Below are 25090 nucleotides of genomic sequence, written 5' to 3' on the forward strand. Positions count from 1 at the left end.
TAAAGGTTTAACACGTTATTGACAAATAAGCCAACAATATAGTTCCACATCTTTATGAGGAAAGACTCTAACAGCCCCAAATGACACATTCATGACGTTTTTCTGGCACAACAAAGAAAAAGCCCTGCCACATCAAGGGCAGGGCTGTATGGGTGTGAAACGCAGTCCGCTTAACCGATACGCATGCCTGGTGCCGCGCCCTGATCCACGTCCAGCAGGAACAGGCCGGAATTGTCGTCAGCACCGGAGGCGCAGACGATCATGCCTTGCGACACGCCAAAGCGCATCTTGCGCTCGGCCAGGTTGGCCACCACCACCACATTGCGGCCCACCAGCTTTTCCGGTTCCTGATAGGCAGATCGGATGCCGGAGAAGATATTGCGCTGTTCAAAGCCCAGGTCCACAGTGAACTGCAGCAGCTTGTCCGAACCTTCAACAAAGCTGCAGGCCAGTACTTTACCGATGCGCAGGTCTACCTTGGCAAAGTCGTCGATCTTGATGGTATCGGCCAGCGGCTCGTAAGCAGCGGCAGCCGGGGCATTGCTGGTGGCTTGCATATTCTGTTTGTTTGCTTCGATCAGTTTGTCGATCAGCGCCGGGTCGATGCGCTGCATCAGGTGCTGATAAGTATTGATGGTATTGCCCAACAGCAGGCTGTCGGCATCAGACCAGGCCAGCGGTGCCACGCCAAGGAAGGCTTCCACGCCTTCGGCCAGCTTGGGCAGTACCGGCTTCAGGTAGATGGTGAGCAGGCGGAAGGCGTTGATCAGCACGGTGCAGACTTCCTGCAGGCGTGCGTCCTGCCCTTCCTGCTTGGCCAGTTCCCACGGCTTGTTGGCGTCGACGTAGGCATTCACCTCGTCGGCCAGTGCCATCACGTCGCGCAGTGCCTTGGCGTACTCACGTGCTTCAAACGCGGCTGCCAGTTCCGGCGCAGCGGCTTGCAGCTTGTGCAGGATGGCGGTATCCGCCACGCTGTCCGCCAGCTTGCCGCCAAAGCGCTTGCTGATGAAACCGGCGGAGCGGCTGGCGATGTTGACATACTTGCCCACCAGATCGGAATTCACGCGGGCTACGAAGTCATTGAGGTTGAGGTCGATGTCTTCGATGCGGCCATTCAGTTTGGCGGCCATGTAGTAGCGCATCCATTCCGGGTTCAGGCCGCAGTCCAGATAGCTCTTGGCCTGGATGAAGGTGCCGCGCGACTTGGACATTTTCTGCCCGTCCACGGTGAGGAAGCCGTGGGCAAACACGCCGGTGGGCGCGCGCAAGCCGGAGTAATGCAGCATGGCCGGCCAGAACAGCGCGTGGAAGTACAGGATGTCCTTGCCGATGAAGTGATACATCTCGGCGTCCGAGTCCGGCTTGAACCAGGCGTCAAAATCGATGCCCTTGCTGTCGCACAGGTTCTTGAAGCTGGCCATGTAGCCAATCGGCGCATCCAGCCACACATAGAAGTACTTGCCCGGCGCATCCGGAATTTCAAAACCGAAATACGGTGCATCGCGGCTGATGTCCCAGTCCTGCAGGCCGCCTTCGATCCACTCGTTCATCTTGTTGAGCGATTCGGGCTGCAGGTGCGGCTGGCTCACGCCATCGGCACGGGTGCTGCTGCCGCTGGTCCAGCCCTTGAGGAAGTCAGCACACTCGCCCAGGCGGAAGAAATAGTGTTCGGAGGTTTTCAGTACTGGCTTGGCACCGGATACCGCCGAGTACGGGTTCTTCAGCTCGGTCGGGTTGTAAGTGGCACCGCACACTTCGCAGTTGTCACCGTACTGGTCCTTGGCGGCACACTTGGGGCATTCGCCCTTGACGAAGCGGTCCGGCAGGAACATCTGTTTTTCCGGGTCGAACAATTGCTCGATGGTGCGGCTGGAAATCTTGTCATCCGCACGCAGGGCCTTGTACACCTGCTCGGCGAATGCCTTGTTTTCCGGACTGTTGGTGCTGTAGTAGTTGTCGTGGCCAATCAGGAAGCCCTGCGAATCAGCCAGATGCAGCTCGCGTACTGCATCCACCAGCTGGGTCGGGGTGATGCCCTGCTTTTCGGCGGCCAGCATGATGGGGGCACCGTGGGTGTCGTCCGCGCACACGTAATAGCATTCGTGCCCGCGCATTTTCTGGAAACGCACCCAGACGTCGGTCTGGATCTGTTCCAGCATGTGGCCCAGATGCAGCCCCGCGTTGGCGTAAGGCAGTGCACTGGTTACCAGAATCTTGCGTTTGCTCATTGTGGGTGTTCCTGATGGTAAGCGATCTCAAGCCGTCGATTATAGAGCCGTATCGCCTTACCGGTCACGGCACTGTTCGGCAAAAACCCGGTGGATTGCCGACAAAAGCCATTACACCGGGTGCCTGGAGAGGGAAAATTGCGGTTTAGCTGTTCTGGCCCTGCAGCTCCAGCGGCAGGTAATCGGCCGGTGCGGCGCGCTCGGCCATGGCCTGCGGCACGGTGCGGCGCGCCAGCAGAACGAACAATACGGCAGTCAGTACCGAGCAAGCGGCAAAGCCGGCCATGCCACCAGCCATATAAGCCAGACGGAACAGCTCGATACCCAGTGCATAGCCAGCCATCGACAACATGCTCATGGCGGCCGATACCGTGCCCTTGGCCACCGGGGATGACATCAGGGCAAAGCGGTACAGCACGCCAAAGCTCAATCCTTCGCCAAAACTCATCAAGCTCATGCCGGCCACCATCAGCCACACCGGTTCGGTGGTAAACAGCACACCAGCCAGCATCAAGAGCAGGCCGCCAACAATCGGGCCCATGCCGACAAAGACCGAACGACCCAGCGGCCAGCGATCCGCCACCATGGCCAGCGCAAAGTTGCCGGCAATCAGCCCGCCAAATACCGGCAGTTGCATCAGGCCGTACTCCACAGTACTCATGCCAAGGTCACGCACCAGCAGTACCGGCGACAAGGCAATCCAGCCCATCAGCGGCAGGGCCAGCAGTGGAATGCACAGCGCAGACAGCACAAAGCGCGACTGTTTCAGCAAGCGCAGGTAATCGGCCCCCATCTGCGTCAAGGGCTGGCGGTTCTGACCCGGCACCACGGTTTCCGGCATCTTCCACACCAGCCCCAGCAAGGCAAGGCCAGCCAGCGCGGCAATCACCAGGAAGCAACTGCGCCAGGGGGCGATTTCCACCAGCGCGGCACCAGCCAGCGGGCCCACCAGTGGTGCAATCAGCGCCACATTGGCCATCAGCGCGGTTACCTTGACTGCCGTGGTTTCCTCAAACGCCTCTTGTACTGCGGCATAGCCCACCGCATTGATAAAGCACAAGCCCATGCCCTGCACGACTCGCAGCGCTATGAAAGCTTCGATGGAATGAACCAGGTAAGTGGCAAGGCAGGACAGCATGAAAAAGGCCACGCCGAACAACAGTACCGGGCGACGACCGATACGGTCCGACAGGGGGCCGGTCAGCCAGGGCAACAAGGCACCGCCAACCAGAAAAGCCGTCATGGAAGTGGGCACCCAGCTGCTGCCCACCAGAAACTCGCGGGTAACCTGCAACATGGCGGGTTGCACCATGTCATTGGCGATATAAACAGCAAATTCGAACAAAACCAGCGCCAGCGGAAACAGCAGATTCGCCGCGCTGAGGGAAACATGTTTGGACTGCAAGACAACAACCTTTCTTGGCAACAAAGATCATGGCCACGGCCTGACAGGGCCGAACCCGGGCGTGGCAGAAAACAGCAACCAGCGCACGAAAAAAGCCGGGAATTCTACACAGATCAAGTGCTTGCGGCAAATTAATTCAAGATGAAGCGATAATTGCAGACACAACTTGCCCAAGGCCAAACCCATAGCCAGCACAGGCGCGCGGGAGTAACATGCCCACTTACAGAAGGGACAACACCGCTGTCCCAAAAACATAGTAAAATTGTCGGGTATTCACCCACTTCCATCGCCCCCATGCTCTCCAAACTGACCAAGCTGTTCGGCAACAAGCCGGACGCAGATAGCGCAGCCGATACCATGACCCTGACCGACGCCCAAGTGCTGGAGGCCGTTGCCGGCCTGACCGACAGCAATACCGGTAAAACCTATGTTGCCGCCAAGGCAGTGAAGAACATCAAGATCAGCGCTGATCAGCTGTCACTGGACGTGGTACTGGCCTATCCGGCCGCCAGCCAGTTTGCACGGGTGGCCGAAGAATTCCGCACTGCCTTGCAATCCGTCGCGGCAGGCCGTGCCTTGAATGTAAGCGTGAGAAGCCAGATTACCAGCCACGCAGCCCAGCGCGGCGTTCCCCTGTTGCCTGGCGTGAAAAACGTGATTGCCGTGGCATCCGGCAAGGGCGGCGTGGGCAAATCCACCACGGCGGTCAACCTTGCGCTGGCCTTGCAAGCCGAAGGGGCACGCGTAGGGATTCTGGATGCCGACATCTACGGCCCCTCGCAACCGCTGATGCTGGGCCTGCAAGGCCAGCGCCCGGAAACGCCGGATGGCAAGAGCCTGCAACCCATCATCAATTACGGCATCCAGACCATGTCCATCGGCTATCTGGTAGATGCCGACCAGGCCATGGTGTGGCGCGGCCCGATGGTGAGCCAGGCCTTGCAACAACTGCTGAATGACACCCGCTGGGACAATCTGGATTATCTGGTCATCGACATGCCGCCGGGTACCGGTGACATCCAGCTCACCCTGTCGCAAAAAGTGCCGGTGACGGGTGCCTTGATTGTCACCACGCCGCAGGACATTGCCCTGCTGGATGCCCGCAAGGGCGTCACCATGTTCCAGAAAGTGGGTGTACCCATTCTGGGCATGGTGGAAAACATGGCCATCCATATTTGCAGCAACTGTGGTCATGCCGAACACATCTTCGGCGAAGGCGGTGCTGCGCGCATGGCAGCCGACTTTGGCGTGGAGGTGCTGGGCTCGCTGCCGCTGGACATGGGTATCCGCCTGGCGGTAGACCAGGGCAAACCCACCGTCGCCGCCGACCCGAATGGCAACGTAGCCGCCCTGTACAAGGACATTGCCCGCAAACTGGCGGTGAAGGTGGGCGAAAAGGCCCAGGACTTCTCCGGCAAGTTCCCCAAGATCGTCATCCAGAACAACTAAGCCGCATAGCATGATTGCGATGTTCGACTCCGGGCTGGGTGGGTTATCCATCTGGCGTGCCGTTCAGGCTACCCTGCCTGACTGGCCCATTACCTACCTGGCGGATCAGGCTTACTGCCCCTATGGCGGACGCAGCAAGGCCGAAATCATCGAGCGCAGCCTGAAAGTCGGCCGCTACCTGCACAGCCAGGGTGCCAGCTTGCTGGTGGTGGCCTGCAATACCGCCACCACCGCCGCCGTGGCCGCGCTGCGCCAGCACCTGCCCATTCCCATCGTCGGCGTGGAACCGGCCATCAAGCCGGCTGCGGCAGCCAGCCGGACCGGCCGCATTGCCGTGCTGGCCACCCAGGCCACGCTGGCCAGCGAACGGGTACAGGCACTACTGGACAAACATGCCGGGGAGGTGGAAGTGCTGCGTCGCCCCGGTGTGGGCTGGGTGGAACAAGTGGAAGCCGGCGAACTGGACAGCGCCCTCACCCGCGCCCGGGTTGCCGCCGTGGTGCAGCCGCTGTTACAGGAAAACATCGACCACATCGCCCTGGGTTGCACGCACTACCCCTTTCTGTCACCGCTGATCCGCGAGCTGACCGGCGAGCAGATTGCGCTGTACGACCCGGCCGAGGCCATTGCCCGGCGCGTGGACTCGCTGCTGCAGCAACATGGCAGCGACAGTATTGGCGATCGCTGCTACCGTTTCATCACCACCGCGCCGGACACCCAGCCCATGGCCAGCATGCTGCCATTGCTGATCGGTCACGGCCATGCTGTCGAATCCCTGAATCTGGAGTAAAACATGCGGCTACGTCACGTCTTGCAAGCACTGCTGCTCACCACCCTGCTCGCCCCCGCAGCCTGGGCCCTGCCCCGGTGCAGCGATGTGGCCGGCATGGTGAACCAGCAAACCGGCAACCGGCTGGACACCGCCGAACTTGGCAACGTATTGCAGGCACTGAAACAAACCGGCCGACTGCCGGATCAGTTCATTCCCAAACGTCAGGCGCAAGCCGCGGGCTGGCAACCGGGCCGCAGCCTGTGGAGCGTGCCCGCCCTGCAAGGCAAATCCATTGGTGGCGACCGCTTCGGCAATTACGAAAAGCAGCTGCCGAAGGGGCAATGGCAGGAAGCGGATTTGAACTATAAAGGTGGCAAGCGTGGCGCCAATCGCTTGGTATTTTCCCGTGCCGGCCAGCGCTTTGTTTCTGTCGATCACTACCAGCGCTTTATCGAGGTGCCTGCATGTCAGTAACCATCTGCCAGTTGCAACAGATCACATCACTGGAACAGTTTTACGATGAAATCAGCCGCCAGCTCAATCTGCCATCTCACTTCGGCCGCAATCTGGATGCCCTGTACGACAGCCTGAGCGGCGATGTCAGCGGCCCGTTTGAAATTGTCTGGCGCGACACCGAGCTATCCCGCAGCAAACTGGGAGCAGATGTCTACGCCACACTGCTGGAAATACTGCAATCGGTGGCTGAAGAGCGCGGCGATGTGACGCTGGACATTCACCACTGAACGTTGTCGCTCGCACTCCAGCAAAAAAGGCTGCCTTTCCGGCAGCCTTTTTGTTGATCACCCGTCACCGGCCCCATCAGCCCAGGCTGGCAATCCGCGCCACCGCCTCAGCCAGCCGGTCGATGCCAGTGGTGTAAGCCACGCGCACATGGCGGGCCGCGCCAAACTGGCCAAAGTCCGCTCCGGGCGTAATGGCCACGTTCACCTCTTCCAGCAAACGCGCGCAGTAGGCAAAGCTGTCATCCGTTACCGCGCTGACATCGGCATACAGATAAAACGCACCTTCAGGCTGCACCGGCAGCTGCCATCCCAGCTGCGGCAGCGCCTGCAACAGGAAATCCCGACGCCGACCAAACTCGGCACGGCGCTGTTCCAGCTCGGTAATCACACCCGGCTGGAAAGCCGCCAGCGCCGCATATTGCGCCATCGCCGGCGGGCACAGGAACAGGTTCTGTGCTAGGCGCAATGCCGGCTCGACATAATCATCCGGCACCACCAGCCAGCCCAGCCGCCAGCCCGTCATCTGGAAATACTTGGAAAAGCTGTTGATCACAAATACATCCGGGTCCACTGCCAGCGCAGTTGCCGCATCACATCCATAAGTCAGGCCATGATAGATTTCGTCCACAATCAGGCTGCCGCCATGCCGCTTACAGCTGGCACTCAGTGCCGCCAGCTCGTCTGCGGTCAGCAATGTCCCGGTCGGGTTGGCCGGGCTGGCCACCATGGCCGCCACCGTTCGCTCGCCCCAGGCGGCATCCACACCATCAGCCAGCAACTGGTAACGGGTCTCCGGCCCCACCGGCAAGCAAACCGGCTCACCACCCAGCAGACTGACAAAATGCCGGTTGCAGGGATAGGTAGGGTCGGCCATCAGCACCTGATCATCCTGATTGACCAGCAAGGACAAGGCAATCTGCAAGGCGCCCGACGCCCCCGGCGTCACGATGATGCGACGCGCATCCACCGTCACGCCATAACGCTGCTGATAAAAACCGGCGATGGCTTCGCGCAATTGCGGCAGGCCCTGCGCCGCAGTATAGAAAGTATGGCCATCCGCCAGCGCCTGCCGTCCCGCCTCGACAATGGCGTGTGGGGTGGCAAAATCCGGCTCGCCTACTTCCAGATGAATCACATCACGGCCTTCTGCCTGCAAGGCCCGCGCCCGTTCCAGAATGGCCATCACCTGAAACGGTGCCACGCCATCCATCCTGCTTGATAGTTTCACTGCAATCCCCTGTGCTGCAGCCTGCATCCGGCAGCTGCCTGATAAGCCGCTGAGTGTAGCAAGCCCATTGCAAGCCCACCACCAAGAGGCCTGACTACTCTCGCCAGACCCACTTCCGGCCCCGAAAACAGCGCTTTCATGCAGATGCTATTGACAGGAAGCACCTCCACCAATAAACTGCGCATCTCTGAGTCGGAGAGGTGGCAGAGTGGTCGAATGTACCTGACTCGAAATCAGGCGTACGTGCGAGCGTACCGAGGGTTCGAATCCCTCCCTCTCCGCCAGACCAACATTTAAGCCCTTGAGCAATCAAGGGCTTTTTTGTTTTCTGCCGTCCTCGCGACACATCCCGCTTCAGCTTGCCAAGACTGCCAGACTGCTCACAGCCAAATCACCCTGCCCCTGCGATACCGTAGATGCCATCCTGATGGCAAACCTTCCCTGTCAGCTACTGGCAAGTGCCCGGCATTGGTTTTCTCCTGCCATTGCAAGCCATGACCTAATCCTGCCCTCAGGCGCAATTTTATTGCGCAGACCTTCCAGAATGAAGCATCAGTCTTAATTTTGCTGCATCGCACCAATATCGTGCAGATTTTCTAACCGTTTCGCATGACTGCCATATTCCTGCATCAAAACTGTGAAAAATCAGCCCGATTGCGGTGAATGGGTCCACCACAACTGCCAATTAGTAAGCAAAACCCATTTCAAAGACTAAAAATTATTCACAAATACATAATATTAAATTGCAAACAATTTTGTGCATATGCAGCATAAATTCAATAAAGCCCACAAATGCGACACATCATGCCACTTTGTTGCAGATTACCAACGACAGTGAATAAGTGCTTAACTGATAAAATTTATGAAATTTCCTAGTAATAAATACGTACAAATCGTCAGAAATAACCCAAATTTAATGTAGCTAAATTACTACATACATCAGTGTCAATATGTAGTGAAAACACTACATAAAATGCGTTTGACCGTAAATGTCACAGAAATTAACAATGTCCCTGCTTTTGCGGTGGACAAGTCGGGAAAGAAACGCCGGTTGCCAGCGCAAACTTAAGTAGCAAAACAACAAAGCGAGACAATTGGAGATAGACAAGATGCAAAACAAATACATTGCTCTGGCCGTACTGGCTGCCTGCGCCGGTTATGCCCATGCTGATGAAGGCGTAACCATTTCCGGTTTTGTCCGTGCCGGCGTTCTGCAATACAACGGTGCAGCAAACAGTTCCTGGGGTTACACCACCAACCCGGCTGCCGTTTCCACCACCAATGTGGCCGGTCGTGGTCAGATCAACTTCAATGGTGAAGAAAACCTCGGCAATGGCCTGAGCGCCATCTTCCAGGTGAACAACCGTTTCTCGCCGACCGGTAGCGGCTACGATGAAATGGGCAAACAAGCCAACACCTTTGCCAGCGACGACAGCTTTGTTGGCCTGAAGGGTAGCTTCGGTATGATCCGTGCCGGCAAGGGTACCGGCAACGTGGAAGACGGCAAGTTCGATTACAGCGTATGGGCTGGCCCGGACAACCACTTGGGCTGGTATGGCGGCGTAACCGGCAACAACATGGTCCGTTACGACCTGCCGGGCAATCTGGGCGGCTTCTATGGTGGCGTGCAGTTCTCCACCGATGAAAACAAGACCACCAGCAATAGCGGCACCAATCGCTACTCCGTGCTGGCCGGTTTCAGCGGCAGCAACTGGACGGTTTCTGCCAACTATGGCGCCTCCAGCAACACCACCAACAGCAACGCCAACAACACCAGCCAGCTGGGTAGCAATCGCCAGCTGCACCTGACCGCCAACTACAAGCCGATTGATGCGCTGGAACTGGCAGTGGAATATCAACGTAACAAGCTGGCCGATGACAGCGTGATCAACGCCACCTCGCTGTATGCCTATTACACCATCGGCAATACCCAGCTGGGCCTGCAAACCGGGGTACGCAAGGACAATTCTCCGGCGCTGGTGCAAGGCACGGAGAAGTACGTCAACCTGCTGGTGCATTACAACCTGAGCAAGCACACCATGGCTTACATCGAGCTGTCGCATGACAAGCCGCAAGCCGGTGGCAGCGCCCGTAATGGCGAGCTGATCGGTCTGTCCAAGAGTTTCTAAGCCCTTCGCAAGTCAGTTGATCCTTCTCAAGCCTGCCATCGTGCAGGCTTATTTTTTTGCAGTTGGCCTGGTCTGCTAGAATTTGAGCGCAAGTAAGCGGGTGTCAGCGCAATCGATTGTGCTTATTGTTCCTTCATTCCACACCCGGAGTAACAGACCATGGCCTCCACTTCTTCCTCACCAGAGCTACCGGATGAGCTGACGGATGCGCGTTGGCAAGATGTGATGACACGCAACCCGCAGGCTGACGGACAGTTTGTCTATGCTGTGCGGACAACCGGTATTTACTGCCGGGCTACTTGCCCTTCACGCTTGCCCAAACGGGAAAACGTGCTGTTTTTTGCCAACGGGGAGGATGCAAGAGCAGCAGGCTACCGCGCCTGCCTGCGCTGCACACCGGATGAAACCAGTCTGTCCCAGCGTCAGGCGGACATCATTACCTCCGCTTGCCACTACCTGGCACAGGCAGAGGAAACGCCCACCCTGCAGCAGCTGGCAAAGAGAGCCGGCATCAGTCCGTTTCACTTTCATCGCCTGTTCAAGCGCATTACCGGCCTGACGCCCCATGCCTACGCCACGGCCTTGCGACATGAGCGCCTGCAACAGCAGCTGCCAAATGCTCGCACCATCACCCATGCCATTCTTGATGCCGGCTATCAGTCCAGCAGCCGCTTTTATGCACAGGCCAATCAAAGGCTGGGCATGACCGCCAGCGAACGCCGGGCGGGCGCGCCGCGTAGCATCATCCACTTTGCCATTGCCCAGTGCAGCCTGGGGGCCATTCTGTTGGCGCAAAGCCAGCTGGGTATTTGTGCCATTTTGCTGGGGGATGATCCGGCGTTATTGCTGAAGCAATTGCAGGATCAGTTTCCCAAGGCCGACTTGCGCGGTGACGAACAGGCATTCGAACAGCAGATGGCTGCCGTGATCAGCCTGATCGACCAACCACAGCTGGGCCTGGACTTGCCCCTGGACATTCGCGGTACTGCTTTCCAGCAGCGCGTGTGGCAAGCCTTACGTGATATCCCTCCGGGCCAGACCATGAGCTATGCCGAACTGGCCGCCAGGATTGGCCAGCCATCCGCCGTGCGTGCCGTGGCGCGGGCTTGTGCGGCCAATACGCTGGCTGTGGCCATTCCCTGCCACCGGGTGATTCGCCAGGATGGCAGCTTGTCCGGCTATCGTTGGGGTCTGGAACGTAAGCAGTCATTATTGCAGCGCGAACGCGATGCCACAGAAGGAAGGGACAATGCAGACTGATCTGTTTGGTGATGCCAGCCTGTTCCCCTCACAACAGCAGTTGGCAGAAGGCGTCTGCCTGCTTTCCGGGCAGGCCAATTCCATGATGTCCGCCATCTGGCAGGCCGTGGAAGACGTCTTGCGGCAAGCACCCTTGCGGCAGATGCAAACACCGGGTGGACACACCATGTCGGTGGCGATGAGTAATTGCGGTGAATTGGGCTGGGTCAGCGATCGCCATGGTTATCGCTACAGCAGGCTGGACCCGCAAAGCGGCCGGCCATGGCCCGCCATGCCGGAGGTTTTGCAGGAACTGGCCCGCATCTGGGCAGCCGCAGCCGGATTTGACAACTTTGTCAGCAATGCCTGTCTGATCAACTGCTATCAGGCAGGTAGCAAGATGTCCTTGCATCAGGACCGGGATGAACGCGACTTCGCGCACCCCATCCTTACCTTGTCACTTGGCTTGCCAGCCCGCTTCATGCTGGGCGGCCTGCAACGGAAAGACCCCTACCGTAAACTGTTGCTACAACATGGCGATGTACTGGTTTTTGGCGGGCCTGCACGTTTGTGTTTCCACGGCATCATGCCCCTGGCGGATGGAGAGCATGCCTTGCTCGGTAAACGACGCATCAGCCTGACCTTTCGCCGTGCATGAGCCGGGACATCAATGAAAAAGCCCGCCGAAGCGGGCTTTGACAAGATGGGTACAGCCATTACTGATGGCGACGCAATACCAGGCTGGCATTGCTGCCACCGAAAGCAAACGAGTTGCTGATGGCGGCGGACAGCTGTGGTGCTTCCACACCACGGCCCAGCACATGTTGCACCCGGCAGTTTTCATCCAGTTGCTGACAATGTGCAGTCGGCGGAATTTGGCGATGGTACAAGGCCAGCGCGGTGATGGCGGTTTCCAGCCCGCCGGTGGCACCCAGCAAGTGTCCATGCATGGACTTGGTGGCACTCACGCGCAGGCCCGGCGTGTTCTCACCCCAGATGGACTGCAGGGCTTCGCATTCCACCACGTCCCCCACTTGGGTGGCCGTACCGTGGCTGTTGCAGTAGCCGATGGCCTCCGGCGCAAGGCCGGCATCTGCCAGCGCAGCACGCATGGTGCGCACCTGCCCGGCGACATCCGGCTTGGTGATGTGCGTGGCATCACTGCGGCAGGCATAGCCATCCAGCGTGGCATAAATGCGTGCACCGCGCGCGACTGCTTCATCCAGCCGCTCCAGCACCAGAAAGGCAGCGCCTTCAGCCAGTACCAGCCCACTGCGCGTCTTGTCATAGGGACGGCAGGCCTGCTCGGGGTGTTCTCCATCCGGATTGGCCAGCACCTGCATGGACTGCCAGCCATTGATGATGCCGGGCAGCAACATGGCTTCAGCACCACCGGCAATGGCCTGACGGATTTCGCCATGGCGAATGGCACGCATGGCTTCACCCAGCGCAATGGCAGAGGAAGCACAAGCGACCGAATAGTTTACCGCAGGGCCGGTAATGCCAAAGCGCATGCTGATATGCCCGGCTGGCGCATTGGCCATGCTGGCAATCACCGACAGAGGGGATACGCGGGTATGGGTCTGGTAGAAGTTCTGGAAGCCCTTGTCCAGGGCAGTACTGCCACCCATGGCACAACCGACATAGACACCAACCTGCTCCTTGTCTTCCGGCAATTGCAAGGCGGCATCATCCAGCGCCTGGGTGGCTGCGGCCACCGCCATCTGGCTGACCCGGTCCACACCGGAGAGCTGCAGGCGGGTAAACCAGTTGGCCGGATCAAAATCCACCGCACCAACCACCGCAGGCTTGCACCCGGTTTGTTCCGCTTCCCACCGGCGAATGCCTGAGGTCCCCGACATCAGCTTGTCAAAGACCAGATCAAGCTGATTGCCCAGCGGCGAAATCAGGCCAATACCGGTGATGGCTACCGCCTGCGTCATTGGGCGGTACTCTTGTAGCGGTCTACCAGGTCGGCCAGTTCCTGCAGGTTGGCGACATGCGCCTCTTCTTCAGGAATGGAGACCGAGAAATGTTCTTCAATCGCAAACAGCAATTCAATTTGTCCGAGAGAGTCCAGGCCGTATTCACTCAGCGCACGTTCGGCCTGAATTTCTTCGGCTTTCACGCCGAACTTTTCCACAATCAACTGCTTGATCTGCTCAATAGTGTTCATCACATTGCCTTGCCCGCACCGCCCGGCATCTGGGCTGCACTTGGGGTTATATTTTCTGTCGAACGCCATTGTATGCCGCAGTCCGATGGAAATTTATGGTGTTTGTTGTCTAGTTTTATGCCAGTTGTTGACAAGAACCGTCTGCCACGCGCTTCCCGTCATCACAAGACGCTACTATAAGCGAATTACAGAAATTTACACGACCATGAAAAAAGCCAGCAAGGAATGCTGGCTTGCTCACCGCCTGGCTGTTTAAGACTCAGACGGCTTCCACATCATTGTGCACATCGCTTTCGCGCAGCACCTCCTGCGCCCATACCACTGAGTCGATGTAGTAGCGGCAGGTATGTTCCACCTCGAAATTCAACACCTTGCACAGGGCATTGATACGCTGGTCATCACCTTGTTCGCAGGCCAGTGCCAGGGCCAGATAGGGGCTGAACATGCCCTTGTTTTCCACCACGGCGTCCCGCACCGTGGGAGGCAACTCCAAGGGATCCAGCACATCCGGGAAGGGTTGGTTCAGCAGTACATCCAGCAAGGAGAACATCCCGGTCAGGAACAGGTGCTCGGCCTCCAGCTTGTTGCCACGATAGGCCCCCAGCCGTTCCAGAAAACGGGCACGGATCAGCGATTTTTCCAGCAATGCCAGCGCTGTTCCATCTTCCTTCTTGGCGGTGAACAACAGCATGGACAGCCATTTGAACAGCGTTTCCCTGCCCAGCAGCAACAGGGTTTCCTCGATGGTTTGTACCTTGCGGGCCAGACCGTTCACCGGGGAGTTGATGAAACGCAGCAGCTTGAACAACAGCACCGAATCCAGCTTGAACTGGGCCTCCAGTTCGCGCGGTTCGGCATTGGCACGCAGCATGCGCATGATTTGCAGCACACGGGTCTGGTTGCTATCCACCTTGCCGCTTTCCAGGCTGCGAACCGTGGCGATGAACGGACCATGGAACAGGGCGAAACGGTTACTGCCCGGTGCGCGCAAGCAGATGTCCAGATCCTCGGCGGTACCGACATTGCGGGCCATCCAGCGGGCGTTGGGGTAGCGACGCGGCAACTGGTCCAGAATGGGTGCCAGCACCCTGGTGGACGGTGCGGCGAAGTCCAGCAGCATGAAATCCATGCGGTTGAACAGTTCCGGTTGCAAGCGCTCCGCCAGTACCTGGCTGTCAAAGGCAGCCGGCTCCACGGCAAAGCGCAGGCCCTTGCTGCGCAGGTCGTCCAGAATCGGCATCACCTCGACTGTCACTGCCTGACCCGGATCCGGCTCCAGCACGAAAATCACGCTCTTGGCGGGCATCTGCAACAACAAGGGCTCGGTCAGCGAGCTGATGGAGATGTGTACCAGGGCGCGACGATAGGCCAGCAGGCGGAATACTTCCATATTCTGCAGGGTGGTCAGCATCAGGCGGTCGAAATCCTGCTGCTTGCCCCCTTTGGCTGCGGCCCCGGACTTGACGAAAAACTCGTAAGCCACCACACGATGCTGACGGTCCATCACCGGCTGGTGCGTGACAAAACCGAGAGTGGGAGGCAGCTGTTCGATCAGTTCCGGCTCAGCGCTGGGCTTGACCGGCGAGGCTTCCAGCTCTTTTTCGACAGCAGCAATCTCGTCGTCGGGACTGTCTTCGTTTTTTTTCAGTCGACCGGCCAAACCGCCAATCAGGTTCTTCAACATGGTGTGCTCTCTCTTGGTGCCAGGCTGTCAGACAGGCTTTATCCCAGTTTAGCTGATCCGCCCCGGAATTTTCGGGGTATCCACTACCACATCGCCACATTGGGCACGATGGCGCAAGGCATGATCCATCAGCACCAAGGCCAGCATGGCTTCGGCGATAGGCGTGGCCCGAATGCCGACGCAGGGGTCGTGACGACCATGGGTTTCCATCAGTATCGGATTGCCTTGCTTGTCGATGGAACGGCGCGGCTGGGCAATGGAGGATGTCGGCTTGATGGCAATGGATACTTCGATATCCTGCCCGGTGGAAATGCCACCCAGAATGCCACCAGCGTGATTGCTGGCAAAGCCTTGCGGTGTCAATTCATCACCGTGCTCGCTACCACGCTGGGTGACGCAGCCAAAACCGGCACCGATTTCAACGCCCTTGACCGCATTGATGTTCATCATGGCATAGGCAATATCGGCATCCAGTCGATCGAACACCGGCTCACCCCAGCCGACAGGAACATTCTCGGCCACCACCCGCAAGCGTGCCCCTACCGAATCCAGGCTCTTGCGTATGCTGTCCATATAGTTTTCCAGCTGCGGCACCACGCTTTCATCCGCAGCGAAGAAAGGATTGTTGTTGACCACATCCCAGCTCTGGAACGGAATGTCCACTTCGCCGATCTGGGTCATGTGGCCGCGCACCACCACACCGTAACGCTCTTTCAGCCATTTCTTGGCAATGGCACCGGCAGCGACGCGCACCGCGGTTTCCCGGGCGCTGGAGCGACCACCGCCGCGCGGGTCGCGCACGCCGTATTTATGCCAGTAAGTATAGTCGGCATGCCCGGGACGGAAGGTTTCCGCGATATTGCCGTAGTCCTTGGAGCGCTGGTCGGTATTGCGAATCAGCAAGGCAATCGGTGTGCCGGTGGTCTTGCCCTCAAACACACCAGAGAGGATTTCAACGGTATCGGGCTCGCGTCGCTGGGTGACATGACGGCTGGTACCCGGTTTACGGCGGTCCAGCTCCAGCTGGATTTCCTCGGCGCTGATAGCCAGGCCGGGCGGGCAGCCATCCACCACACAGCCAATGGCTGGTCCGTGGCTCTCGCCAAAAGAGGTAACAGTAAACAGCAGCCCCATGGTGTTGCCTGACATCTTGATTCGTCCCTTGTCATTTCATCCGGTTTTGGCTGATTCTAGCACGGCAATACCACAGCAAGATGGTCAGGCTTATATCCGCGGCCTGCGGCGGAACCATCCGGTCACCGACAAGCGTTGTTGGGTGGCCGGGAGGACTTCATGCCAGAAACGGTCAGACAGGAACAACACCAGCGTGCCGGCAGTGGGCGCAATGTCCAGCGACTGGCTGCATGCATCGTCCAGATAAAGCCGGATTTGCCCACCGGCATCATCCGGCCAGTCTTCGTTCAGGTACAGCACGACAGTCAGGGCGCGGGCATCATCGTCGCGGAATCGATCCAGATGCTTCTTGTAAAAGCTGCCGGGCGGATAGACGGCGAAATGGGATTCCAGGTCCTCCAGTCCCATATAGAAGGCCTGATTGACGGCCTGACGCACCTGATCCAGCGTGAAAAAATAATGCCGGATGGCGGGTGCGGCATCAGCGGACTCCAGCCACAGCACCGAGTCCGAGCGAATTTCGCTGCGCCGTCCTTGCTGGTCGCCCCGCCCCACCGCGGCCTCATGAAAGCTGCCGGCTTGCCATTGCTCCAGGCAGCATTGTTGTAACTGTTTGATGGCCTCGCGGCTGAACAGGGTGTGATCCACCACCCAGCCGTGTTCGGCCAGCTGGTCGATCATGGTATCCAGCTTGCCTGCTTCGATCACTGATTCTTGATTCATGCACACATTCTCCACTAGAGCGCGCTGTTCTACCACAGCGTCTTGACAAGTGGAATGATCTTCATCAGTTGTGGTCGATTACCTGATCATGGCGGCCAGCCAGCCATTCCAGCACCAGCGGAAAGTGATCGGCCGGTGCGTCCGGATGGGTGAGCAAAGACACATGATCGTAGTCATGCCAATGCCCGGTGGAGCGCGCCAGCAGCCTGAAGCGCGACAAATGCGGACCAGACTCGGCACGGAAGCGGCGAACATCGTCGGGATGGCCGCGGCAAGGATCGTTGTGCGCAGCAAAGTACAGGGCAGGTGGCAAGGAGACGTGGCGTGCGGCAGCGCCATAATCAAACCCATCGTCACTATCAATCCAGGGGCGCTGTTGTGCCCAGCGCTTGCTTTGCCGATGGCTCTTTTCGGTTTCGTCATCGGCCCCCAGCCCCAGACGGGCAGCAGGCAGATAGCCCACCGCGCGGATGATCCAGCGCGCCAGTATATTCCACACCAGATCCACCTCCAGCCATTTGCGCCAGTTGCGCACGGCAATACTGCGCTTGCTGCCGAAGTACACCAGCGATGCAACCTGTGAGCACAAACGTGGATGGCGCAACAGACAGCTGCTCATGTGCACACCACCCCAGGAGTGCGCCATCCAGTGCACGGCGACATCGCCCTTGATACTGCGGATGGCGGCCTGCAAGGCTGGCAGGTCGCGGCAGATGATTTCTGTTTGGCCATGCCGGCTGGCCGCATTGATTTTGGGCGTGCTGCGGCCACGGCCACGCAGGTCGGCAACGAACACGTCATAGCCCGCCGCCGCCAGAAACGGCGCCAGCCCCCTGCCCTTGTCGCTGTAAAAAATACGGCCATTGGCCATGACGCCATGAATCAGCAACACCGGCTCTCCCTTGCCTGCCCGGGAAATGCGCCGCATGTATAACTGTTCACCATCGTCCAGCGTCAGGTAGTGATCTTGCTGTGTGATTTCCGTCATCGCCATCCTGGCCAGAATAAAGTCAAACAGTCGTATGATCCAAACAAGCACCTCACAGGTCAATATCCCTGCCTGCTGAAAATGAAAAAGGGCCGCTTGCGCGACCCTTTTGCTGCATGTCTGTCAACAACCATCAGCCGCTTCAGGCATTCAGGTTCTTGTAGACAATTTCGTAGACATCCTTGGACAGCGGGCTGGCCAGCATGCGCTCCAGCTCAGCCTTCATCAGTGCCTGGCGTACCGGCTCCAGCTTCTTCCAGCGGTTGAAAGCACGGACGATGCGGCTGGCCACTTGCGGGTTGATGGCATCCAGCGCCAGTACCTGATCCGCCAGGAAGCGATAGCCACTACCGTCTTGTGCATGGAAGTGCGCCATATTGTTGCCGAAGGTGGCAATCAGGGCGCGCGCCTTGTTGGGGTTTTTCAGGCTGAATGCCGGGTGCTCCATGGCGGCACGCACATGACTGAGCGTACCTTCCAGCTGGCTGGACGCCACCAGCATGAAGAACTTGTCCATGACCAGTGCATCGCGCTGCCAGCGGGCGGCAAAGGCGGTATAGCACTCGTCCCTCTCTTCGCCGTCATGGTCGCGCAAGGCCAGCATGGCCCCCATCTGGTCGGACATATTGTCCGCCTCCAGTACCTGCTTGCGCGCCGCTTCCGCCGGCCAGGCCACGTTCAGCCGGGTCAGCATCTGCAAGGCGCGGTTTTTCAGGTCACGCTTGCCGGCATCTTCGGGCTTGTACTCACGGGTCTGGTTCAACTGGTAGGCCTCGTGCCATTCACCACGCAATGCTTCTGCCAACTGGTCCAGCACAAAGTCACGCACCTGATGGATGACGGCAGGGTCGGCGACATCCACCATTTCCAGGATTTCCGCTTCCGACGGCAGGCCGAGCATCAGGGCGCGCAAGGCCGGGTCAGCCGCGTGATCCTTCAGCACGGCGCGGAAGGCGGCAACAAAGGTTTCCGGCAGCACCAGCGCCCGCCCGGCAGCCTGGGCTGCAATCAACTGGCGGAACAGCCGCTCGGCCAGGGTCTGGCCCGCTTCCCAACGGCAGAAGCTGTCGCTGTCGTTGGCCATCAGGAAGGCAAGCTGATCGTCACGCCAGTCGTATTCCAGCTTCACCGGGGCGGAAAAACCGCGCAGCAGGGACGGCACCGGCTCTTCCGGCACATTGATGAAAACAAAGGTTTGCTCGTCCTGTTTGACATCCAGCACGCGCGTTCCGGGACGCGCCTCATCCTCACCTTCAAGCTGGAGCGGCAGATCCTGGCCATTCGCTCCCACCAGGCCCAGGGCCAGCGGGATGTGCAGGGCTTGCGGTGCAGGCTGGCCAGCCACAATGCGGCAGGACTGCTTGACCGTAAGGGCATAGCGCTGCGCGGCGGCATCGTAAGCGCTGCTGACTTGCAGCAGCGGGGTTCCGGCCTGGCTGTACCACAAGGCAAACTGCTCCAGATCCACCCCGTTGGCGTCGGCCATGGCGGCACGGAAGTCGTCGCAGGTCACCGCCTGGCCATCGTGGCGCTTGAAGTACAGATCCATGCCCTTGCGGAAGCCTTCTTCGCCCAGCAGGGTGTGATACATGCGGACGACTTCTGCCCCTTTTTCATACACCGTCATGGTGTAGAAATTGTTCATCTCGATGTAGGAATCGGGGCGAATCGGGTGCGCGGTCGGGCCGGCATCTTCCGGGAATTGCAAGGCACGCAAGCTTTTGACATCGTCAATGCGCTTGACGGCACGGCTGCCCAGATCGGAGCTGAACTCCTGATCACGGAATACGGTGAGCCCTTCCTTGAGCGAGAGCTGGAACCAGTCGCGGCAGGTCACGCGGTTGCCGGTCCAGTTATGGAAATACTCGTGCGCGATGATGGCTTCCACGCGCTGGAATTCAGCATCGGTACGGGTGTCCTTGCGCGCCAGCACGGCCGAGGTATTGAAAATATTGAGGCCCTTGTTTTCCATGGCCCCCATATTGAAGTCGCTGACCGCCACGATCATGTAGATGTCCAGGTCGTATTCCAGCCCGAAACGCTGCTCATCCCATTTCATCGCCCGCTTGACGGCACCCATGCCGAAGGCAACCTTGTCCTGATCCGCAGGTTCGGTCCAGATTTCCAGCGTCACTTCCCGGCCACGCACGGTGGTGAACTTGTCACGCGCAGCCACCAGCTTGCCCGCGACCAGTGCAAACAGGTAGGAAGGCTTGCGGTAGGGGTCCACCCACTTCACCCAGTGACGCTTTTTGTCCAGCATGCCCTCGCCCACCTTGTTGCCATTGGACAGCAGCACGGGATATTTCTGCTTGTCGGCCACAATGGTGGTGGTGAACTTGGCCATCACGTCCGGACGGTCCATGTAGAAGGTAATCTTGCGGAAACCTTCCGGTTCGCACTGGGTGAACAGATTGCCATTGGACGCATACAGGCCCATCAGGCTGGTATTGGAGGCAGGGTCGAGTTCGGTTTCCAGCTCCAGGATGAAGCTGTCGGGTACGCCGGGAATCAGCAAGCCTTCTGCGTTCAACTGGTAGGCATCGGCAGACAGGCGCTCACCATCGAGCGTGACCGATCGCAAGGTGGCCGTTCCGTCCAGCCACAGATCGGCTGGCGCAGCAGATTGCTGGTTACGCTTGATCACCAGTCGCGAATGGACTCGCGTTTGCGCTTCCTCTATATCGAACTTCAAATCCACCCGGTCCACCAGATAGGCCGGGACGGCATAGTCTTTCAGATAGTTCACTTGAGGCTGCTGCGCCATGTTCTTCTCTCTAATTTTCAGGTCGTTGCCGGTTGGTGCCGGTCTGAGTCATGAACCGGGCAGGATCGCCACCCAGATTCGCTTTACTGTTTGAACCATCATGTCCGTCGCACCATGGCACTCAGCCCTGTGGCCACGGACCAGTCTTTTCCTGCAGTTGCAAACGGCAGGTCGTCTGCGGCTGGGCTTGCAGACATACTTCACGCACCAGAAGTTCATCGCGCCGGAACACATGCAGGGTGATGCTCTCCCCCACACGATAACGGCTGAGCATCTTGTCCAGGTCGCTTGCCTTCAGCCCATCCACCGCCAGCAGAATATCCCCGCCGGCAAGTCCAGCCTCTTGCGCTGCGCCGCCATCGTAAACATGGGTCAGGCGCAAACCTGCCGGGTCCGCTTGTGTCTTCACCCCCAGGCTGGCTTTGGGTTTGCGCTGCGGCGCCGGCAGGCCGATGCCACCGGCATCGCCGGCATGATCCGCGTAGTCCCAGTTCATGTCTACCCCCTGGGACAAAAACAGCTGCGGCAGGGGCAGATCAGTGGTGGAGCGCAGCGCCTGATCGAAGAAGTCCTGCAAGGAGAAACCAGCCACCTGCTGGGCGATTTCTTCCCATTCCTGCTCGGCCAGTCCCTTGCCGTCTGCCAGCCATTTTGTCCACAAGGCACGCATGATGTCGTCCAGCGTCGTCACCCCCTGGCTACGCTCACGCAGGGTCAGGTCCAGCGCCAGGGCAGCCAGCGCGCCCTTGGTGTAATAGCTGACAATGCTGTTCGGACTGTTTTCGTCTTGCCGGTAGTATTTGATCCAGGCATCAAAGCTGGACTCTTCCAGCGTTTGCTTCAACCGGCCTGCACCGCGCTGCACGCCGCTGATGGTCTGAGCCAGCAGGCCAAGATAGCGTTTGCTGTCAATCAGCCCGCAACGCAACAGGGTCAGGTCATCATAATAGGAAGTAATACCCTCGAACGCCCACAGCAAACGGGTATAGCCTTCACTGCGCAAGTCATAGGGGCTGAAGGCAGCCGGCTTGATACGCTTCACATTCCAGCTGTGGAAATACTCATGACTGATCAGACCCAACAGTTTCAGATAACCGTCGGAGATTTCGGTTTGGTCGAAGGCTGGCAAATCATCACGATTGGCCACCAGCGCCGTGGATGCCCGGTGCTCCAGCCCTCCGTAGATGTCCTTGCCCACATAAAGCATGAATACATAACGCTCGAACGGTGCTGGCGTGCCGAACAGGCGGATCTGGTATTCGCAGATTTTCTTGGTATCACGCGCCAGGCGCTTCAAGTCGCCACGGAATCGTCCTGACACCACAAACTGATGCGGCACACCGCAAGCCTTGAAGCTCACCGTATGGAAATCGCCCAGCTCTACCGGATGGTCCAGCAATTCGTCGTAGTTCGCGGCACGGTACAGCCCGAAGCCGCTTTTCTTCACCTTCACCGCGGGCAAGGCAGTCGCCACCTTCCAGTCCGCATGGGCCTTGCCCTTGGCAGGCCGGATTTCCACCTCGCATGCCTCATGCTCACGGCCGGCAACGGACAGGAACACACTGCTGGCATTGAAGAAACCGCGTGAGTCATCCAGGTATGCACCACGCACCGACAGGTCATAGGCATACACCTGGTAGACCAGTGTCAGGCTGCTGCTTACCGGGTCCGCCTGCCAGCTGTGTTTGTCCAGCTTGCGCAGCCCAACACTTTTACCAGCGCTACTGGCTTGAATACTGACAATATGGCGGGAAAACTCTCGGATCAGATAACTACCCGGAATCCAGGCAGGCAAGGAAAACACCTGTCCGCCGCTGGCCGGCTTGTCAAGCTGCAGCGTAATTTCGAAACAATGGGTTTCCGGCGAGCACGGACGAATGGAGTAACGGACGGCTTTGGTCATGATCTGCCCAGGAAAGGATAGAAAACGGCAGATTCTAGCACCCGCGTCGCAACAGGGGGGCTGCCGATCACGATTTGACTTAAGTCAAGGGCTTGGACAGGCATGACAATATAATCCCCAGTAAGCGGCATCAGGTTAATAGCTTGCTGCCAGCTCGCTTGAAATCAAGAAAATGGTGGACGTAAAAATCCCGCAGGCATACTAATCAACTGGCCCGTCATGGGTATTTGCTTTAGAATCCCTGCTGAATAAATGGGGAAAAAGTGTGTGTCTGACCACGCTTTGCCAGGTTTCTGGCAGAACATTGTCAACACGGGTCAAACACTTTGCTAGTCTGAAATTGCTCAGGTTCCTCAGCGGCTTTTCCTGCTCATTTCAGTTTGGGGCAGCGGGCAGGAAATCAAGTCGCCACGGTTTGTCACGTTCTAAGTTAGCAACCTTGGAGAAAACCCTAAATGGAAACGCAATCCACTTATAACTATAAGGTGGTGCGCCAGTTTGCCATCATGACCGTAGTATGGGGCATTGTAGGCATGCTGGTGGGCGTCATCATTGCGGCCCAATTGGTGTGGCCGGAGCTCAATTTTGGGCCCTGGTTCCACTTTGGCCGCTTGCGCCCGCTGCACACCAACGCCGTGATTTTTGCCTTTGGCGGCAGCGGCCTGTTTGCCACCTCTTACTACGTCGTGCAGCGCACCTGTAACGTACGACTCATTTCGGACAAGTTGGCCGCCTTCACCTTCTGGATGTGGCAGCTGATCATTGTCCTCGCGGCCATCACCCTGCCCTTGGGTTACACCTTCGGCAAGGAATACGCCGAACTGGAATGGCCGATCAAGCTGATGATCGCCGTGACCTGGGTGGTATATGCCATCGTGTTCTTCGGCACCATCGCCATCCGCAAGGTTAAACACATCTATGTAGCCAACTGGTTCTACGGTGCGTTCATCCTGGCAGTTGCCCTGCTGCACATCGTCAACAGCGCCTTTGTACCGGTTTCCCTGACCAAGTCCTACTCCGTGTACGCCGGTGCCGTGGATGCCATGGTGCAATGGTGGTATGGCCACAATGCCGTGGGCTTCTTCCTGACCGCCGCCTTCCTGGGCATGATGTACTACTTCGTGCCGAAGCAAGCAGGTCGTCCGGTTTACTCCTATCGCCTGTCGGTAGTTCACTTCTGGGCCCTGATCTTCACCTATATGTGGGCTGGTCCTCACCACCTGCACTACACTGCCCTGCCTGACTGGACCCAGTCGCTGGGTATGGTGTTCTCGCTGGTGCTGCTGGCTCCGAGCTGGGGCGGCATGATCAACGGCATCATGACCCTGTCCGGCGCATGGCACAAACTGCGTACCGACCCGGTTCTGAAGTTCCTGGTGGTTTCCCTGTCCTTCTACGGTATGTCCACCTTCGAAGGCCCGATGATGTCCATCAAGTCCGTGAATGCCCTGTCGCACTACACTGACTGGACCATCGGTCACGTGCACTCCGGTGCTCTGGGCTGGGTTGGCTTCATCACCATCGGTTCCATGTACTACCTGCTGCCGCGCCTGTTCGGCCGTGAGTCCATGCACAGCACCAAGCTGATCGAAGCTCACTTCTGGCTGGCTACTGTTGGTGTGGTTCTGTACATCGCCGCACTGTGGATCTCCGGTGTGACCCAGGGCCTGATGTGGCGTGCCCTGAATGCCGACGGCACCCTGACTTATGCCTTTGTGGAAGCCGTGAAAGCAACCTACCCCTACCACTTCGTGCGTTTCCTGGGTGGTACGCTGTACCTGACCGGTATGCTGCTGATGGCTTACAACACCTTCCGCACCGTTGCCAGTGGCAAGGCTGTTGACGCCAAGATCCCGGCTGTCAACGCATCGGCTCACGCTTAAGCGGATAAAGGTAGAAGAACATGGAAAAGATCCAGAAACTGATTGAAGAGCACGTGGGTTACCTCATCGTGTTCACCCTGATCGTGATCAGCTTTGCCGGCCTGGTGGAAATCCTGCCGCTGGCATTCCAGAAGTCCACCACGCAGCCTGTTGCCGGCGTCAAGCCCTATACCGCGCTGCAACTGGCTGGTCGCGACATTTACATCCGTGAAGGCTGCTACAACTGCCACTCCCAGATGATTCGTCCGTTCCGCGCAGAAACCGAGCGTTATGGTCACTACTCCGTTGCGGGTGAGTCGGTTTACGACCATCCCTTCCAGTGGGGTTCCAAGCGTACCGGTCCGGACCTGGCCCGTGTAGGCGGTCGTTATTCCGACGAATGGCACCGTGTCCACCTGACCAATCCGCGTGACGTGGTTCCGGAATCCAACATGCCTGCTTTCCCGTGGCTGTCGAAGAACCTGGCCGATGCCGAAATCATGCCGAAGAAAATGGAAGCCCTGCGCGCTGTAGGTGTTCCCTATACCGACAAGGATATCGCCGAAGCCAAGGCTCAGGTGGAAGGCAAGTCGGAAATGGATGCCCTGATTGCATATCTGCAGGGCTTGGGTCTCGCACTGAAGAATGTTCGCTAAG

Annotated in this window: 20 protein-coding genes and 1 tRNA gene; 10 read left to right on the forward strand and 11 right to left on the reverse strand. The window is 58.4% G+C overall.

The window, feature by feature from the left end:
• Positions 1–170: 170 nt before the first annotated feature.
• Positions 171–2231 carry a methionine--tRNA ligase gene (metG, locus tag DKK66_RS02875; RefSeq protein ID WP_131355385.1) on the reverse strand — a complete coding sequence of 687 codons (2061 nt, stop codon included), beginning with the start codon at positions 2229–2231 and terminating at the stop codon, positions 171–173.
• Between the two features lie 145 nt (positions 2232–2376).
• Positions 2377–3636 (reverse strand): MFS transporter, encoded by a 1260-nt coding sequence (locus DKK66_RS02880; protein WP_131355388.1) that lies wholly within the window; start codon positions 3634–3636, stop codon positions 2377–2379.
• A gap of 357 nt (positions 3637–3993) precedes the next feature.
• Here DKK66_RS02880 and apbC point away from each other — a divergent pair, with 357 nt between their 5' ends.
• The 4 genes from apbC to DKK66_RS02900 are packed head-to-tail and all read left to right on the forward strand — an operon-like array spanning position 3994 to position 6600.
• Positions 3994–5085: an iron-sulfur cluster carrier protein ApbC gene (gene apbC, locus DKK66_RS02885; RefSeq protein ID WP_165494242.1), complete on the forward strand. Its 1092-nt coding sequence runs from the start codon at positions 3994–3996 to the stop codon at positions 5083–5085.
• 10 nt (positions 5086–5095) lie between these two features.
• The gene (murI, locus tag DKK66_RS02890; RefSeq protein WP_082695889.1) at positions 5096–5875 is read left to right on the forward strand and encodes a glutamate racemase; all 780 of its coding nucleotides are present in this window, start codon (positions 5096–5098) and stop codon (positions 5873–5875) included.
• A gap of 3 nt (positions 5876–5878) precedes the next feature.
• Complete coding sequence (locus tag DKK66_RS02895) at positions 5879–6331, forward strand: ribonuclease domain-containing protein (protein ID WP_045845653.1); 453 nt, start codon at positions 5879–5881, stop codon at positions 6329–6331.
• On the forward strand, positions 6322–6600 hold the full coding sequence (locus DKK66_RS02900; protein ID WP_242673560.1) for a barstar family protein: 279 nt from the start codon (positions 6322–6324) through the stop codon (positions 6598–6600). Before DKK66_RS02895 ends, DKK66_RS02900 begins: the two co-directional genes overlap by 10 nt.
• A gap of 76 nt (positions 6601–6676) precedes the next feature.
• Here the strand turns inward: DKK66_RS02900 and DKK66_RS02905 are convergent, their stop codons facing one another.
• Positions 6677–7828: a pyridoxal phosphate-dependent aminotransferase gene (locus DKK66_RS02905; protein ID WP_207389844.1), complete on the reverse strand. Its 1152-nt coding sequence runs from the start codon at positions 7826–7828 to the stop codon at positions 6677–6679.
• 194 nt (positions 7829–8022) lie between these two features.
• Here DKK66_RS02905 and DKK66_RS02910 point away from each other — a divergent pair.
• From DKK66_RS02910 to alkB, 4 genes are all read left to right on the forward strand, one after another.
• Positions 8023–8112: transfer RNA gene (locus DKK66_RS02910), tRNA-Ser, on the forward strand.
• Between the two features lie 825 nt (positions 8113–8937).
• Positions 8938–9957, forward strand: coding sequence for a porin (locus tag DKK66_RS02915; RefSeq protein ID WP_131355396.1), 1020 nt, complete (start codon positions 8938–8940; stop codon positions 9955–9957).
• 159 nt (positions 9958–10116) lie between these two features.
• Entirely contained in the window at positions 10117–11217 is a 1101-nt protein-coding gene (ada, locus tag DKK66_RS02920; protein WP_131355399.1) for a bifunctional DNA-binding transcriptional regulator/O6-methylguanine-DNA methyltransferase Ada, read from the forward strand.
• Positions 11207–11854 (forward strand): DNA oxidative demethylase AlkB, encoded by a 648-nt coding sequence (gene alkB, locus DKK66_RS02925; RefSeq protein ID WP_131355402.1) that lies wholly within the window; start codon positions 11207–11209, stop codon positions 11852–11854. The genes ada and alkB overlap by 11 nt, the downstream gene beginning before the upstream one ends.
• 58 nt (positions 11855–11912) lie before the next feature.
• Here alkB and DKK66_RS02930 read toward each other — a convergent pair whose 3' ends face one another.
• The 8 genes from DKK66_RS02930 to DKK66_RS02965 form a co-directional block, all read right to left on the reverse strand.
• Positions 11913–13139 carry a beta-ketoacyl synthase gene (locus tag DKK66_RS02930; RefSeq protein WP_131355405.1) on the reverse strand — a complete coding sequence of 409 codons (1227 nt, stop codon included), beginning with the start codon at positions 13137–13139 and terminating at the stop codon, positions 11913–11915.
• Positions 13136–13372 (reverse strand): acyl carrier protein, encoded by a 237-nt coding sequence (locus DKK66_RS02935; protein ID WP_045845640.1) that lies wholly within the window; start codon positions 13370–13372, stop codon positions 13136–13138. Before DKK66_RS02935 ends, DKK66_RS02930 begins: the two co-directional genes overlap by 4 nt.
• 259 nt (positions 13373–13631) lie before the next feature.
• Complete coding sequence (locus DKK66_RS02940; RefSeq protein ID WP_045845639.1) at positions 13632–15056, reverse strand: EAL and HDOD domain-containing protein; 1425 nt, start codon at positions 15054–15056, stop codon at positions 13632–13634.
• Between the two features lie 48 nt (positions 15057–15104).
• Complete coding sequence (aroC, locus tag DKK66_RS02945) at positions 15105–16205, reverse strand: chorismate synthase (protein ID WP_045845638.1); 1101 nt, start codon at positions 16203–16205, stop codon at positions 15105–15107.
• 75 nt (positions 16206–16280) lie between these two features.
• Positions 16281–16913 (reverse strand): 2OG-Fe(II) oxygenase, encoded by a 633-nt coding sequence (locus DKK66_RS02950; RefSeq protein WP_131355412.1) that lies wholly within the window; start codon positions 16911–16913, stop codon positions 16281–16283.
• Between the two features lie 64 nt (positions 16914–16977).
• Positions 16978–17901: an alpha/beta fold hydrolase gene (locus tag DKK66_RS02955; RefSeq protein ID WP_131355415.1), complete on the reverse strand. Its 924-nt coding sequence runs from the start codon at positions 17899–17901 to the stop codon at positions 16978–16980.
• A gap of 142 nt (positions 17902–18043) precedes the next feature.
• The gene (gene pepN / locus DKK66_RS02960; protein WP_131355418.1) at positions 18044–20668 is read right to left on the reverse strand and encodes an aminopeptidase N; all 2625 of its coding nucleotides are present in this window, start codon (positions 20666–20668) and stop codon (positions 18044–18046) included.
• Between the two features lie 121 nt (positions 20669–20789).
• On the reverse strand, positions 20790–22571 hold the full coding sequence (locus DKK66_RS02965) for a M61 family metallopeptidase (protein WP_131355421.1): 1782 nt from the start codon (positions 22569–22571) through the stop codon (positions 20790–20792).
• 455 nt (positions 22572–23026) lie between these two features.
• On the opposite strand from DKK66_RS02965, the gene ccoN reads away from it, so the two are divergent.
• Both ccoN and ccoO read left to right on the forward strand, forming a co-directional pair.
• A complete protein-coding gene (gene ccoN, locus DKK66_RS02970; RefSeq protein ID WP_131355424.1) occupies positions 23027–24454 on the forward strand; it encodes a cytochrome-c oxidase, cbb3-type subunit I in 1428 nt (475 codons plus the stop codon).
• A 20-nt stretch (positions 24455–24474) separates the two neighbouring features.
• Positions 24475–25089 (forward strand): cytochrome-c oxidase, cbb3-type subunit II, encoded by a 615-nt coding sequence (ccoO, locus tag DKK66_RS02975; protein WP_045845632.1) that lies wholly within the window; start codon positions 24475–24477, stop codon positions 25087–25089.
• The last annotated feature ends 1 nt before the right edge of the window (position 25090 follow it).

The sequence above is a fragment of the Aquitalea sp. USM4 genome (genome assembly GCF_004328945.1).
Classification (GTDB): Bacteria; Pseudomonadota; Gammaproteobacteria; order Burkholderiales; family Chromobacteriaceae; genus Aquitalea; species Aquitalea pelogenes.

Bases quoted from the DNA above. Each gene is read 5' to 3' on its own strand.
- ada (WP_131355399.1), top strand. From the start codon at position 10,117: ATGGCCTCCACTTCTTCCTCACCAGAGCTACCGGATGAGCTGACGGAT.
- metG (WP_131355385.1), bottom strand. From the start codon at position 2,231: ATGAGCAAACGCAAGATTCTGGTAACCAGTGCACTGCCTTACGCCAAC.
- ccoN (WP_131355424.1), top strand. From the start codon at position 23,027: ATGGAAACGCAATCCACTTATAACTATAAGGTGGTGCGCCAGTTTGCC.
- murI (WP_082695889.1), top strand. From the start codon at position 5,096: ATGATTGCGATGTTCGACTCCGGGCTGGGTGGGTTATCCATCTGGCGT.
- aroC (WP_045845638.1), bottom strand. From the start codon at position 16,205: ATGTCAGGCAACACCATGGGGCTGCTGTTTACTGTTACCTCTTTTGGC.
- DKK66_RS02950 (WP_131355412.1), bottom strand. From the start codon at position 16,913: ATGAATCAAGAATCAGTGATCGAAGCAGGCAAGCTGGATACCATGATC.
- DKK66_RS02915 (WP_131355396.1), top strand. From the start codon at position 8,938: ATGCAAAACAAATACATTGCTCTGGCCGTACTGGCTGCCTGCGCCGGT.
- DKK66_RS02900 (WP_242673560.1), top strand. From the start codon at position 6,322: ATGTCAGTAACCATCTGCCAGTTGCAACAGATCACATCACTGGAACAG.
- apbC (WP_165494242.1), top strand. From the start codon at position 3,994: ATGACCCTGACCGACGCCCAAGTGCTGGAGGCCGTTGCCGGCCTGACC.
- DKK66_RS02895 (WP_045845653.1), top strand. From the start codon at position 5,879: ATGCGGCTACGTCACGTCTTGCAAGCACTGCTGCTCACCACCCTGCTC.
- DKK66_RS02930 (WP_131355405.1), bottom strand. From the start codon at position 13,139: ATGACGCAGGCGGTAGCCATCACCGGTATTGGCCTGATTTCGCCGCTG.
- DKK66_RS02935 (WP_045845640.1), bottom strand. From the start codon at position 13,372: ATGAACACTATTGAGCAGATCAAGCAGTTGATTGTGGAAAAGTTCGGC.
- alkB (WP_131355402.1), top strand. From the start codon at position 11,207: ATGCAGACTGATCTGTTTGGTGATGCCAGCCTGTTCCCCTCACAACAG.
- DKK66_RS02940 (WP_045845639.1), bottom strand. From the start codon at position 15,056: ATGTTGAAGAACCTGATTGGCGGTTTGGCCGGTCGACTGAAAAAAAAC.
- pepN (WP_131355418.1), bottom strand. From the start codon at position 20,668: ATGGCGCAGCAGCCTCAAGTGAACTATCTGAAAGACTATGCCGTCCCG.
- DKK66_RS02955 (WP_131355415.1), bottom strand. From the start codon at position 17,901: ATGACGGAAATCACACAGCAAGATCACTACCTGACGCTGGACGATGGT.
- ccoO (WP_045845632.1), top strand. From the start codon at position 24,475: ATGGAAAAGATCCAGAAACTGATTGAAGAGCACGTGGGTTACCTCATC.
- DKK66_RS02965 (WP_131355421.1), bottom strand. From the start codon at position 22,571: ATGACCAAAGCCGTCCGTTACTCCATTCGTCCGTGCTCGCCGGAAACC.